Source organism: Chitinimonas lacunae, assembly GCF_042650885.1.
Lineage (GTDB): Bacteria > Pseudomonadota > Gammaproteobacteria > Burkholderiales > Chitinimonadaceae > Chitinimonas_A > Chitinimonas_A lacunae.
Genome location: NZ_JBHSBU010000001.1, coordinates 2431864 through 2445171, shown reverse-complemented (window position 1 = coordinate 2445171; position 13308 = coordinate 2431864). Strand labels below are relative to the sequence as shown.

Sequence of the window (13308 nt, the reverse complement as noted above, 5' to 3'; positions counted from 1 at the left end):
AACGCGGCGGCTTGGCATAAGAAAAACGGTCCCCGAGGGGACCGTGTCGCGACCGTGACTCAGGCGTCCTTCTTCAGACACTCGGACATAAAGGTTTTGCGCGCATCGCCCTTGAGCGACTTCTCGCCGGCTTCCTTGTTGCAGGCGCTCATTTTTTCCTGCTGGGCCTTTTTCTTGCTCTTCAGGCACTCGCTCATAAAGGCCTTGCGCTCGTCGCCTTTCTTGTCGCCGGCTTCCTTGTTGCACTCGGCCATCTTGTTCTGCTGCTTGTTGGCCGCCTTGTCGGTCTTTTCCGCCTTGTCGGCCGGTGCTGTCGGCGTGGCCGGGGTGGCGGGCGTGGCCGGAGCCGGGTCGGCTGCCTGGGCCAGACCAAGGGCGGCACAGGCGGCAAGGGCGATCAGCAGTTTTTGCATGGGGTTCTCCACGGTAGTGTTGTAAGGGGATGGCAGGACGCCGGCGCCGATTCTTTCCCTTTTGCGCCTGCAAGGGAAGTGCCCGGCGCCTTCACCATAGCCACGCCGCCGGGGGCCGACAACCGCTGCCGGACGCTGTGATAAAATCGGCGCTTTTCTCTCCTAGGCAACAGAGCAGAGGTTTCCACCATGGCCGGCCATAGCAAATGGGCGAACATCAAGCATAAGAAAGCTGCCGCCGACGCCAAGCGCGGCAAGATCTTCACCCGACTGATCAAGGAAATCACCGTGGCCTCCCGGCTGGGCGGCGGCGACCCGGGTTCCAACCCCCGGCTGCGGCTGGCAGTCGATAAGGCGCTTGGCGCCAATATGCCCAAGGACACCGTCCAGCGCGCCATCGACCGTGGCGCCGGCAACCTCGAAGGCGTCAACTATGAGGAATGCCGTTACGAAGGCTATGGTATCGGCGGCGCTGCCGTGATGGTCGATTGCCTGACCGACAACAAGACCCGAACCGTGGCCGATGTGCGACATGCCTTCTCCAAATACGGCGGCAATATGGGCACCGACGGTTGCGTATCGTTCCAGTTCAAGCATTGCGGCATCCTGCTGTACGCCCCGGGCACCGATGAGGACGCCCTGATGGAAGCCGCCCTCGAAGCCGGCGCCGAAGATGTGGTCAGCAACGAGGACGGCTCGATCGAAGTGATCACCCCGCCCTACGAGTTCGTGGCCATCAAGGAACAACTCGAAGCCGCCGGTTTCAAGGCCGAACACGACGAAGTCACCATGAAACCGCTCAACGACACCCCGCTGAGCGGCGACGACGCCGCCAAGATGCAGCGTCTGCTCGATGCGCTGGAAAACCTCGACGACGTGCAGGATATCTACACCTCGGCGGTACTGGAGGACTGAGTCCCGCCACACCGCTTGGCGTCGTTGCATAAGACAAAGGCCCGCTTGAAGCGGGCCTTTGCTTTGGGGAAGCTGCTTATGGCATGCTAGGGAAGCTGGCGGAAAATTATGTTTTCCGCTTTTTCTAAAACAGGTCTTGTGCGTATTTTTCAGGTTTTTTGTTTTTTAGGAAAATCGCCGATTCAGCCGGCCGGGCTTTCTTCATGGTGACGCAGTAGGTGGTTCATCACTGCCGAACGTTCATCGCTGGTACAACGGGCCAGGCGGCGGAAGCTGTCGCTTGGCAGATAGCGGTAGTTGCGGCGGTCGCGTTTGGGGTAGATCTGACGCCAGCGGGCAAAGGTCAGCCAGTCCCACAGCTCGTCACGCATCGGCTCGGTGATTCGCATGGCCAGGCCGTTGAGGGCGATAAAGTCGCCGACGTTCGGCCGCAACCCAGGTTCGGGCAGACTGCGATTGACCCGGACCTTGAACAGGGTACGCAGACGATCTTGCAGGGTGCGAGTAGGGCGGTTGCGATAGTTGGGTATGCTATACATGATGCTTGCATCCGGTCGTGAGAGTTGCTGCAACTGATTATTCTAGTTGAGTAAAGCACCTGCTTGGTAGCGTTTTTTCGCCGCCCTTCCTGCGGTGTTTTGCCGTTTATAGAGCGAAACGACATTGAACCAGCGTCAAAAAATGCCATGAGCAAGTCGCTAGCCGGGTCCTTCTGGAAGTGCTTCATGCTATTTGCTTTGCTGGCCGGGCTGGACTACGGCTGGCTTGAGGCCAGCCGCATTGTCGACCAGCGCGGCGGCGACCTGTTGCTGCGTTGGCACGCCGAGAAGCGGCCTGCACGCGACGAGGTGGTAGTGGTCGATATAGACCAGTTTTCGCTCGAGCAGATGAATCCGATTGCGGGCGCCTGGCCCTGGCCGCGTTCGGTCCACGGCGAGCTGATCGAATATCTGGCTGCCCAGCAGCCGCGCGCTATCGTGTTCGACATCCTGTTCAATGAACGCGATGTGTTTCGCCGGGCCGACGACGATTATCTGGCCGAGGTCGTGGCACGCCAGCCACGGGTGTATTTCGGCACGGCGCTGGCAGTCGGCGGCCAGGGTTCGCTGCGCAATATCGATCTGCCCTCGGCGCTCGGGGTGCGTCCCGGCCCCACGGCGCAGCCCGAGGCCCGCTCGCCCATCCTGGGGCTGATCTTCCGCCCTGAGGACTGGCGGGCCGGCATGATCAGCTTTGCCGAAGACAGTGACGGGGTAGGGCGTCACTACTACCTGTATGTGGAAGACCAGGGTTGGCGCTTTCCCTCGCTGCCGGCGCGCATCGGCCGCGATCTGGGCTGGGTGGTGCCCGAAGGCGAGCGCATATTGCTCAACTGGTACCGCGACCGTCGCCATATCGCCTACGCCGACCTCTATCTCGATGCCCAGCGCGAACGGCGGCAGCGGCCGGCCGATGAATTCCGCAACAAGATCGTGGTGGTCGGCACGGCCGCGCCCGGCTTGCAGGATCTGCGCGTCACGCCGCTTGGCAGCACCTACCCGGGCGTCGATGTGCTGGCCACGGCCATCGACAACCTGCAAGCGGGCGATGCGCTGATCGAACGACCGCGCTGGTGGATGCTGCCGCTGGCGCTCGGATTGATGGCGGCGATTGCCTGGGCGTTCCAGTACGGCGTGACGGCGACCCGGATCGCACTGGGGCTGGCCGCCACCAGCGTGGTGACGGTGGGCGCGCTATGGTGGCAGCTTGGTCGCGGTGTCTGGTGGCCGGCGCTGGCGCCGCTGCTGTGGGGCTGGGCCTGTTATTTCGTTTCCGCCGTGCTGGCCTATCTGAAGGAGCGCGAGCGGCGCGAGCATGCGGTGGGGATGTTCCGCCGCTTTCTCGATCCCCGGGTGGTCGGGCAACTGGTGGACGATCATCGGGTCGATACCGCCGCCGTGGCGCAGACCCGGCAGATCACCGTGCTGTTTTCCGATATCCGCGGCTTTACCACGCTGTCCGAAACCCGTTCGCCCGAATTCATCGTCGATCTGCTCAACCGCTACTTCTCGATGCAGGTCGAGATCATCTTCAAGCACGGCGGCACGCTCGATAAGTTTATCGGCGACGCCATCATGGCTTTCTGGGGGGCGCCGGCCGACGATCCGGACCACGCCCGCCATGCGGTGGCGGCCGCGATCGAGATGGCCGCTGCGGTGCAACGCTTCAAGGCCGAGCTGTCCGATCTTGGACCCGACTTCGATATCGGCATCGGCCTCAATACCGGCCCGGCCGTGGTGGGCTTCATTGGTTCGGCTGAACGGCTCGATTACACTGTGATTGGCGATACGGTCAATCTGGCGAGCCGGATCGAAGGCCAGACCAAAGGGGTGGCGCGCGTGCTGGTGGCCGAATCCACCCGTCTGGCCGCCGAGGACTTCGATTACCTCGACCACGGCCTGCATCACGTCAAGGGGCGGGAACAAGGCGTCCGTCTGTTCGAGCCCCGTTCCAAGGAGCAAACGATATGAAGATTCTCGTGAGCCTGGGTCTGCTCTGCTGTGCGCTGACTGCCCTGGCCGATAGCGGCACGTTGGCGCGCAATGCCGAGTTGCGGCAGAAGCCGTTTGGCGACGCCGCCAAGCTGGCCGATCTGGCGGCCAATAGCCGGGTCGAGATTCTGACGCGGCAAGGAGCCTGGATGCAGGTCAAGACCGAAGACGGCCGCCAGGGCTGGGTCAAGATGCTCAATGTGCGCACCAGCAGCGGCGAGCGGGCTGCCGCGGGCGGAGGGGTGGCCTCGGTCGTCGGTCTGGTGACCACCGGACGTTCAGGCAAGACCACCACCACCGGAGTCAAGGGGATCGACGAGGAGCAGCTCGGCCACACCGAACCCAATACGGCCGAACTCGCCAAGCTCAAGAGCTACCACAGCAGCCGCGAGGAGGCCGCCCGTTTCGCCAACAGCGCCCGGCTGAGCGCGCGCCAGGTCGATTACCTGGCGGGCGGCCGCCAGGAACGCCGCCGCGACGAGCCGGCGCCGCGCCGTGATTCCGCCGACCGTTGAGGAGGCCGCCATGAAGCGTATCGTCCTGTCCCTGCTGCTGGCCGGCCTCGCCTTGCCGGCTGCGGCCATCGACCTCAACAAGATTTTCTCGATCGGCAAGAAAGTGGTCGACAGCGTCCGCGACATCGGCCCGGCCGAGGAAATGGAAATGGGTGCCGGCATGGCCGCCAGTCTGCTCGGTGCCTCGCCCTTGCTGCCCAATCCGGAGTTGCAGCGCTATGTGAATCGTGTGGGCGGCTGGCTTGCCCTGCAGACCGAGCGGCAGGATATCGCCTGGCATTTCGGCATCCTCGACGACAGCCAGATCAACGCCTACACCACGCCGGGCGGTTATGTGCTGATTACCCGGGGTCTGTTCGAGCGGCTGCGCAACGAGTCCGAACTGGCCGGGGTGCTGGCCCATGAGATTGCCCATGTGGTGCAGCGCCATCATCTGAAGGCGATCCAGGGCGGCAATCTGCGCGGTGCGCTGGGCGACGCGATCCAGACCCGGGCCGAGGCACGCGGCAGTGCCGGGACGTATAACGCGCTCAAGGCTTTTTCCGGTCTCAACGAGCTGTATACCCGGGGCCTCGATAAAGGCGACGAGTTCGAGGCCGACCGGATGGGCGTGGTGATCGCCGCCCGCGCCGGCTACAACCCTTATGGGCTGGTGGCGGTCTTGCAGACGCTCGATACGGTCAGCCCCGAAGACACGTCGTTTGCCCTGATGTTCAAAACCCATCCGACCCCGTCGTCGCGGCTCGACAGCCTCGATGCCGCCATGGGCGAGCGGCTTGAGCCCTATGCCGAATCGGGCCTCGAACCCAGCCGGATGCTGCGCCCCCGCCGCTGACTTTCCCAGGAGCCGCTGACCGGCGGCTCCGCTATCCCTGTTCCCCAGGGTGGAGCCGGCCATGACGCTGTCTGCGTCGAGGTCGCTTCCCGCCTTCGGACACCACATCAGGCACCCCTGGCGTGATCTCTGTCTGGCGCCCGCTCGATCACCGTCAAAGTCTCCTTCTCCCGACTCGCTAGCGCATTTCCAGTCAATTCGGCGTCAGTGTGTCCGGCCCTCAACGTGCCGGCTCCCAGCGCCCAACCAGACTTGCTGCGACGCCGATTTGAGTGGAAATGCGCTAGCCAGCCGATTGGCAGCGATAAGGGGAACGCTTACGGCTGAGCCGGGTCGATAGCCGCTTGCGGCAGATGCCGCAACCTTATGTCCCGCAGCGTCCCAGCCCGGTTACAGCGGTTACTGGAAAAATAAGCGACAAGGCCATGCAAGCCTTGATAAGGTCCAGCGCTGAAAAGGAATTCCTCAATTTTTCCTCCATGTCGAAACGGAAGCATGCCGATGTCGTCTTTTCTGCTGTTCTGCGTGGTGTTGTGTGCGGCTGTCGTGGTTCATGCACCGGCGCCCGAAGGCGCTCCCGCAGCTTCGGTTTCTCCGCGCCATTCGCTGGGCGCGGCCATCGATGCCGTGCTGACGGCCACTTCACCGCGTGGCTTCAGTGGCGGTGTGCTGGTGGCGCGCAGGGACGAGCGTCTGTATGAACGCGCCGCCGGGCTGCCTGGCCGGTCGGCACCGACACTGGCCAGCCAATATGTGATCGGTTCGATCAGCAAGCAGATGACCGCCGCGCTGGTGCTGCGGGCGGCAGCGCAGAACCGGGTCGAACTCGATGCCCCGCTGCGTACCTATCTGCCCGATCTGACCGATGAGTGGGCCGATCAGGTCAGCATCGCCCAACTGCTCAACCATACCTCGGGCATCGATACGCTGGGCCGGCCCTTGCTCCATCGGGCCGGTAGCGTGTTTGCCTATTCCAATTTTTCCTATCTGCTGCTCGGTCGGCTTCTCGAACGGGTGCGCGGCCAGCCCTTTGCGCTCCAGGCCGAGGAAATGTTCGCCCACTGCGGCATGAAGGACAGTCTGATGCCGCCACAGTCCGAGTCGCTGCGCACCTTGCCCCGGCTGATGCCGGGACTGGTCGAGCGTGGCGATGGCCGGCTGTGGCCGTGGAGCGCTCAGCGCAATGTGGCCCACAATCCGTCGGGCGGAGCGGTTTCCACGCTGGGCGATCTGGTGCGCTGGAATGCCTGTCTGCATCAGGGCAAGTGGATCAGCGGCCCGTTCTATCAAGCCATGATCACCCCAGCTGCCACCGCCCAGCGCTCGCATCGCTGGGGGAAATTGGGGTATGGCTACGGCCTTCAGGTGTCGGAACACGATGGCCTGCTCGAACTGAGCCATAGCGGCTATGTGGAAGGCTATCTCAGCACCTTGCTCTACTACCCGGTCCAGCAGCTCAGCGTGGTGGTGCTGGAGCATGTGTCCTGGCTCGACAGCCCGCCTGAACGGACCTTTGCGGTCCATGACCGGGTGCGCAGTCTGGTGCGCGAGTCTCTGCGTGCGGGGACGGTGGTGGCGGCCAGGACGTAGTGGTGTCCGCCACTATCGGGTGGGAATCGTGGTGGGAGGGAAGGGAAATGGTGCGTTATGCCGCTTTGCCGCTAACGCATCCTACGAGTTGGCGGGGATCGGCGGCTGCTTTTAGAGGAAACTGGCAAAGTTGCTGCGGGAGGCCGGTGTCTCGCCGGGTCCGGAATCAGCCACTTCTCGCGACAAAGCGATCACCGTCGAGCCAGCAGGCGTTCGATGAGACGTCTTCCTCGATACACAGGGCCACATCGGCGCCGAAGCCCCGCTCCCGCAGTTCGATCGCCGAGCTGCACTGCGCCAGCGCCTGCTGGCGGGTCGGGCCGAAACCCCGGTAGAGCAGCGCGGCGGCCTGCGCTTCGGGCGACGGGCGCAGCTGCGGCAGCGCGGCAATGATGCCTCCGGCCGCCAACTGATCTTCCAGACTGGGCCGCAAGCTGCCATCGGGCCAGCGTTCGCCGCAGGCAACCACCAGTACGCTGGCAAAGCCCCGACATGCTTCGGCGGTGGCCTGGCGGTTGCGCAGACAGCCACTCAACACGGTCGCCCCCGAATCGCGCGCCAGCCATGCAGCCGATGAGCCATTGGGTGAAGGCAGCACCAGCCGCGTGCCGGCAGGAATCGTCAGAAGCGAGGAAGGCGACAGCGAATAGCCGTCACTCAGGCGCCGATGCGGATCGGCCACCACGGCCCGCAACTGCTTGCCGTATTCAAAGGCGGTGTCATCGCGCCAGCGGTAAGGGTAGACCGTGGCACCTCGCCCGGTCGCCACGCTGACGCAGGTCGAAAACGACATCACATCGACGATCACCACACATTCGGCCGCCGCGGCCAGATAGTCGATGCCGCTCAAGCCCCATTCGAAACGCAGGGAATAGCCGTGTTGAGAGAAATAGTCCATGGCTGGGAAGGTCGTGATCTTTCGGTTCTGGGTTGGCGCATTTCCAGACGAGCCGGAGTCAGCGGGTCCGGACCCGCCGCTAAGCGTCCTCAACGAGTTTTAGTGCCGACGCCGACGATTCAACAGGAAATGCGCTGGCACATTGCCAGACCATTCGTAGTCAGCGTGTCCGGACCTCAAAGCGCAAGCCATGCTATTCAACCAGACTTGGCCGCGACGCCGAGTCAAACGGAAATGCTTTAGCAAGGCCGCTGCCTTGGCCGCGGGCTGTACCGTTACAGCCTTATGCTCTGCTACGGCTCTTGGCGGTGACAATGGTTCGGGTTTTCGGTGGAGCTGGACACACAGTCGGACAAGCGGAGACGGTGGGAGGCCGGCCGTGGAGGGAAGGCCGTCATCGGCTAAAAAGCGGCGCGGTCGGTCAGCGGGAGGGGTCCGCCTAGGCGACTGACCGCGCCTGAGAGGAGTGAACCTACTCTTGGACGCTGTGCGACATCACGACCTGGCCGCTTCCGCGTCCCGAAGCGGCCGGCCGTTGTGCTGGTGGGCACGGGTGCGCTGGCAAGACCTCAGAAGCCGGCCCACACCCCTGCCATCAACTGGGTGTAGCGCTCGCCGGCGCCCACCGAGTTGGCGGCCCATTTCTTGACCGTGACCCGACCATAGGCCACCACGCTGCTGGCTAGGTTGTAGCCGTATTCGGCCTTGAGCATATTGAAGTCCTTCTGCGCCATGACCGGGATCAGCGCCGAGCTGCGGTCGTCACGGCGCAGCCAGCCGAGCTTGACGTAGCTTTTGTCGAACACATAGGTGCCTGCAGCGATCAGATCGCCGCCGCGCGCCTTGCCGCGCACGCCTTCGGTCTGATAGCCCGTATAGAGCGCCCGCAGCACCAGATTGCCGCCGTTATGCACAAGGCCCAGATAGAACTGCTGGTCTTTGTTGTCCTTGAGCGGCTTGAACTTGCTGCGGGTGACGGCACGGCCTTCGGCATCGATGCCGACCACTTCCTTCTCTTCGGCGGCACCGGCCAGCGTGCTGATGCCCTTGGCGTGCAGATAGCCACCGTTGAAGGTCAGCGCGCCCATGGTGTAGTTGGCCGACAGATCGACCACGCCGCCGTTGGCAAAGCGGTTGTCGTCCCAGGCGTACTGGGCGCCGAAGCTCAGGCCGTTCCAGTTGGGCGACAGATAGTTGATCGAGGTGCCGACGTTGGAATTGACCCGGATCCGGCTGTCCTTCTGCTGATCGTTCTGCTGGAACAGCGAGGTGATCTTGCCGGCACCGTCCCAGCTGCCCAGATCGCGTTCGGCCAGCTCCCAGAAGCCGCCCTGACCATAGGGCCAGTCGAGCGTCAGATAGCTGTTGAGAAACTGGCGGCCGCCGCGCAGGCTGCCCCAGTCGCCCGAGAAGCCGACCCAGGCTTCGCGGTTGCCCCAGTTGGGGGTCTGGTTGCCCTCGGCGATCTTCTGCGAGACGCGGGCCTGCAACTTGCCGCCCTGGTCGAGCTTATGGTCGCCGTCGAACTGGATCACCAGGGCACGGTCGAGCGATTGGTGCCATTTATCGTCGCCATACTCGGCCCGGCCACGATCGCTAACAAAATTGAGCTCGGCTGAACCGCCGATATTGAAACCGGCCAGCGCCGGGACGGACAGGGCGACACTGACGGCGAGCGCCAGGGGCTGAATGCGCATGATGTGTTCTCCGTTCTTATCGTGCTGTGGATGAGTGGAAGTCGTTCCCGCCACAGCGGGAACCGGAAAGTCAGGCCGGCACGGGCGCCTCGCGGGGCGCCAGCGCCTGGCCGTGGTGGTCGAACAGATGGCAGAAGGCCGGATCGAAGCCGATCCGCACCGGCTCGCCGAGCGCCGGCGCCTGGGCATGGCCCGGCAGCTTGAGCGCCAACGGTTCCGCCACGCCTTCGACGCTGATATGCAGCAGCTGGCAGTCACCCAGATGCTCGACCAGATCGAGCCGCCCGGGCAGGCCGCGTCCGGCCAGATGCAGATGTTCCGGCCGCGCGCCCAGCGTCAGCGTCTCGCCCGGCAGCGCCGCCACCCCCAGATCGAGCACAAAGCCGGCGGGCAGCCGCAGCCGACCGTCGCTCTCGGCCACGGCCGGCAGCAGATTCATCCGGGGGGAACCCAGGAAACCGGCGACGAACAGATTGGCCGGCCGCTCGTACAGCTCAAGCGGCGTGCCGACCTGTTCGATCCGGCCGCTGTTGAATACGGCGATCCGTTCGCCAAGCGTCATCGCCTCGACCTGATCGTGGGTGACGTAGATCATGGTGGTGGCCAGTTCCTGATGGAGCCGGGCCAGCTCGATGCGCATCTGCACCCGCAGCGCGGCATCGAGGTTCGATAGCGGCTCGTCGAATAGAAACACCTGCGGCTTGCGCACGATGGCGCGGCCGATGGCCACCCGTTGCCGCTGGCCGCCCGACAGCGCCTTGGGCTTGCGTTCGAGCAGCTCGGTCAGTTGCAGTGCCGCTGCGGCCCGCTCCACGGCCGCATCGATCTCGCGGCGCGGCAGACCGGCCAATTTGAGGCCAAAGCCCATGTTTTCCCGCACCGTCATATGCGGATAGAGCGCGTAACTCTGGAACACCATGGCCACCCCGCGCTGCGCCGGCGGCAGCTCGTCGGCCCGGCGCTCGCCTATCCACAGCTCCCCGGCGCTCAACGATTCCAAGCCGGCGATCATCCGCAGCAGCGTCGATTTGCCGCAACCGGACGGCCCGACGAACACCATGAATTCACCGTCGCGCACGGTCAGGTCGAGCCCGTGGATCACCCCGTTGCCGTCGCCGTAGCATTTCCTGATCTGTTTCAGGCGCAGTTCTGCCATCGCATCGCTCCTTGTCCACGAGCCGTACCGGCAAGCCGGCATTGGGCGGTTTTCAGTTGAAGACTGGCTTTTCCACGGCCGACCCAAGCCTGGGCGATCGTCTTCCCCGGCCACGGCAGCGAGCTGCGATGGTCGCTGATCGTTATGGGCCAGTCAGCAAGAATCTAAAAACAATACGTTTATTTTTTAATGAACGCCGCAACAGTGCTTGAAGACGTTTTTCACAATATTTTATTTCCGCCCACCGTCCGCAAGATGGCCTGTCCGGCGCAAATCAAGCCGGACAGGCAGCACGATCGATCCACCCAGCCTTGGCAAACAAAGGGCCACAACCGGGTCGGCGACGCGGTTGAGAAGCCGGGGATGGAGCGGAAACTTTTTAGGCTGGCTCGGCAGCCTCCGTCAGAGGCGCCGGTGCTCGGCCGCTGGCATCGAGCCGACCGCTGAGCCAATCGACCACAGCCGCCAGCGCCGGCGGCGCAAAGCCGTAGCTCACCAGCGCCGGGGCGTCGAGATCGGCGGCGGCGTAGGGATTCCACAGCGCCAGATGCAGATCGGGCCGCCAGCTCTGCCGCTCGCGCTCGCCGTAGCGCGCCCGGGTGGTCGAGGCCAGCACGGTAAAGACACCGTCGTGCGGCAGCCCTGCCCAATCGAGCGCCTCGCGGCGGGCAAAACTGACCACATCGAGCTGGTAGTGAGGCTGAAGTAACTCGATCAGCCGGGCCGGCTTGAGTCCGGCTTCGGACACGCCGTCCGAGGCCGCTTCGGCCTGCACCACCAGACGCAAGCGACTGCCGACCGGCAGACGGGGCGGCTGGCGATAGGCGGTAAGCCCTCGCCGCCAGCCTTCGGCCATCAAGGCGCGGTCGGCTTCCTGGGCCGCAGACGGGTAAGCGGCGCCCCCGAGCGGGAAGCGGGTCGCGAGCTGGTCGAGCCGTCGGGCCGATTCCAGCAGGCGCTGCGGGTCGAGCCGGCCTTGCTCGATCGCGGCCACGATGGCCGCGTGCGAGGCCGCCATCTCGTCGCGGTATTGCAGCACCAGCGACAGATCGGCGCCCGCTGCCAGCGCCAGCACCGTGCCTTCGGCCTGGCCGTAGCGGTCGTGGATCGCCTTCATATTCATGCCGTCGGTGATCACCACGCCCTGATAGCCCCACTGCTGCCGTAGCAGCTCGTCAAGCAGCGCCGGGGCCAGCGTGGCCGGATGGACCGGGTCGAAGGCCGGAAACACGATATGGGCCGACATCAGCCCCGGCGTGCGTCCGCTCAGCAGCCGGAACGGCGCCAGCTCATAGCGTTCGAGCGCCTCGCGCGGCTTATCGACTACCGGCAGCGTCAGATGCGAATCGACCTGGGTGTCGCCATGACCGGGGAAATGCTTGACGCAGGTGGCCACGCCTGCCGCCAGATGGCCGTCGAGCCAGGCACCGGCGAGCCGTGCCGCCCGCTCGGGGTCGGCGCCGAACGAGCGCTCGGCGATCACCGGATTGTGCGGATTGCAGTTGAGATCGAGCACCGGAGCGAGATTCCAGTTGATCCCGAGTGCCGCCAGGCCGCGGCCGACTGCCTCGCCGATCCGATACGCCAGCGCTTCATCGTCGGCCGCGCCGAGCGCCATCGCCGACGGGGCTTCGGGCATGAACAGCGTGCGCATCACGGCGCCGCCTTCCTGATCGATGGCGACCAGCCCCGTGGGGCCGAGCAGTTCGCGTAATTGGCTCAGCAGCCGGCAGGTGGTGTCGAAATCGCCCACATTGCGGCGGAACAGACAGACTGCCCCGATATGGTGCCGGCGCAGAAATTCGGCCTCGTCGGCTTCGAGCCGCTCGCCGGCGATATCGACCATCAGCAGTCGGCCGGCCAATTGGGCAGGGGAAAGGGTCATTTGACGGCTCCGTCAAAACCGCGCAGGAAATAGCGCTGGGTAAACAGAAACACCAGCAGGATCGGCAGCACGGTCAACACCGCCCCGGCTGCCACCACCCGGGTCTTGAAGCTGAAGGCGCCCGACAGATAGAGCACGCCGACCGACAGCGGAAACTTGTCGGGGCTGGTCATCACGATCGAAGGCCAGATGTACTGGTTCCAGGCCGTCACCGTGGTCAGGATGGCCAAGGCCCCGAGTGCCGGTTTGGCCAGCGGCAGCATGATCCTGAGAAAGATCTGCCATTCGCTGGCGCCATCGATGCGGGCAGCGTCGATCAGATCCTGCGGCACGGCCTCGAACGCCTGCTTCATCAGGAAGATGCCCAGCGCTCCGGCGAGCCCGGGCAGCGCGACGCCGGCGATGGTGTCGGTCAGGCCCATCTTGGAGACGGTAATGAAGTTGACCAGGAAGTTGACTTCGGATGGCAGGATCATCGTGGCGATCACGGCGCCGAAGACCAGTTTCCGCCCGGGAAACTCCATCCGGGCCAGTGGGTAGGCCGCCAGACTGCACACCACCAGCGTGCCGATCACCGTGGCCAGCGAGATCAGGATCGAGTTCTTGTAGAAGGCCCAGACATCGATGGTCCTGAACACCTCGACAAAGTTGTCGAGACCGGGTGCCGTGGGCCACAGCGGCGGCGGAAAGCGGTAGACCTCGCCATCGGTCGACAGCGCGGTCACCAGGGTCCACCAGAATGGATAGACGGTGATCAGCGCAATCGCCGACAGCACCAGATAATGGAGTGCCCGGTCAAGCCGGCGGCGCAGCCTGAGCCGGCCGGCGAGCGGTTCGCGGGTAGCGGGAACGGAAGCGGTCAGGGCAGTCATG

Annotated in this window: 12 protein-coding genes; 5 read left to right on the top strand and 7 right to left on the bottom strand. The window is 64.4% G+C overall.

What is annotated here, in order from left to right; translation table 11 throughout:
• Window positions 1-59: 59 nt before the first annotated feature.
• On the bottom strand, window positions 60-413 hold the full coding sequence (locus ACFOW7_RS10190; protein WP_378163775.1) for a PsiF family protein: 354 nt from the start codon (window positions 411-413) through the stop codon (window positions 60-62).
• Window positions 414-602: 189 nt separating this feature from the next.
• Here ACFOW7_RS10190 and ACFOW7_RS10185 point away from each other — a divergent pair, with 189 nt between their 5' ends.
• Complete coding sequence (locus ACFOW7_RS10185) at window positions 603-1328, top strand: YebC/PmpR family DNA-binding transcriptional regulator (protein ID WP_378163773.1); 726 nt, start codon at window positions 603-605, stop codon at window positions 1326-1328.
• Between the two features lie 182 nt (window positions 1329-1510).
• Here ACFOW7_RS10185 and ACFOW7_RS10180 read toward each other — a convergent pair whose 3' ends face one another.
• On the bottom strand, window positions 1511-1867 hold the full coding sequence (locus ACFOW7_RS10180) for a hypothetical protein (protein ID WP_378163771.1): 357 nt from the start codon (window positions 1865-1867) through the stop codon (window positions 1511-1513).
• Between the two features lie 186 nt (window positions 1868-2053).
• On the opposite strand from ACFOW7_RS10180, the gene ACFOW7_RS10175 reads away from it, so the two are divergent.
• The 4 genes from ACFOW7_RS10175 to ACFOW7_RS10160 all read left to right on the top strand — a co-directional run bounded on the left by ACFOW7_RS10175 (window position 2054) and on the right by ACFOW7_RS10160 (window position 6799).
• Window positions 2054-3838: a CHASE2 domain-containing protein gene (locus ACFOW7_RS10175; RefSeq protein ID WP_378163769.1), complete on the top strand. Its 1785-nt coding sequence runs from the start codon at window positions 2054-2056 to the stop codon at window positions 3836-3838.
• Entirely contained in the window at window positions 3835-4374 is a 540-nt protein-coding gene (locus tag ACFOW7_RS10170; RefSeq protein ID WP_378163767.1) for an SH3 domain-containing protein, read from the top strand. The genes ACFOW7_RS10175 and ACFOW7_RS10170 overlap by 4 nt, the downstream gene beginning before the upstream one ends.
• A gap of 10 nt (window positions 4375-4384) precedes the next feature.
• Window positions 4385-5209 carry a M48 family metalloprotease gene (locus ACFOW7_RS10165; RefSeq protein WP_378163765.1) on the top strand — a complete coding sequence of 275 codons (825 nt, stop codon included), beginning with the start codon at window positions 4385-4387 and terminating at the stop codon, window positions 5207-5209.
• A gap of 501 nt (window positions 5210-5710) precedes the next feature.
• Entirely contained in the window at window positions 5711-6799 is a 1089-nt protein-coding gene (locus ACFOW7_RS10160; protein ID WP_378163763.1) for a serine hydrolase domain-containing protein, read from the top strand.
• 166 nt (window positions 6800-6965) lie between these two features.
• On the opposite strand, the gene ACFOW7_RS10155 is transcribed toward ACFOW7_RS10160, so the two are convergent.
• The 5 genes from ACFOW7_RS10155 to ACFOW7_RS10135 all read right to left on the bottom strand — a co-directional run bounded on the left by ACFOW7_RS10155 (window position 6966) and on the right by ACFOW7_RS10135 (window position 13307).
• Window positions 6966-7697 carry a 2-phosphosulfolactate phosphatase gene (locus ACFOW7_RS10155; protein WP_378163761.1) on the bottom strand — a complete coding sequence of 244 codons (732 nt, stop codon included), beginning with the start codon at window positions 7695-7697 and terminating at the stop codon, window positions 6966-6968.
• A 569-nt stretch (window positions 7698-8266) separates the two neighbouring features.
• A complete protein-coding gene (locus tag ACFOW7_RS10150) occupies window positions 8267-9394 on the bottom strand; it encodes a porin (RefSeq protein ID WP_378163759.1) in 1128 nt (375 codons plus the stop codon).
• A gap of 70 nt (window positions 9395-9464) precedes the next feature.
• Window positions 9465-10550, bottom strand: coding sequence for an ABC transporter ATP-binding protein (locus ACFOW7_RS10145; RefSeq protein ID WP_378163757.1), 1086 nt, complete (start codon window positions 10548-10550; stop codon window positions 9465-9467).
• Between the two features lie 379 nt (window positions 10551-10929).
• Complete coding sequence (locus tag ACFOW7_RS10140) at window positions 10930-12435, bottom strand: glycoside hydrolase family 3 N-terminal domain-containing protein (RefSeq protein ID WP_378163755.1); 1506 nt, start codon at window positions 12433-12435, stop codon at window positions 10930-10932.
• Window positions 12432-13307, bottom strand: a complete 876-nt coding sequence (locus tag ACFOW7_RS10135; protein ID WP_378163753.1) for a carbohydrate ABC transporter permease — start codon at window positions 13305-13307, stop codon at window positions 12432-12434. The genes ACFOW7_RS10140 and ACFOW7_RS10135 overlap by 4 nt, the downstream gene beginning before the upstream one ends.
• Between the last annotated feature and the right edge of the window lies 1 nt (window position 13308).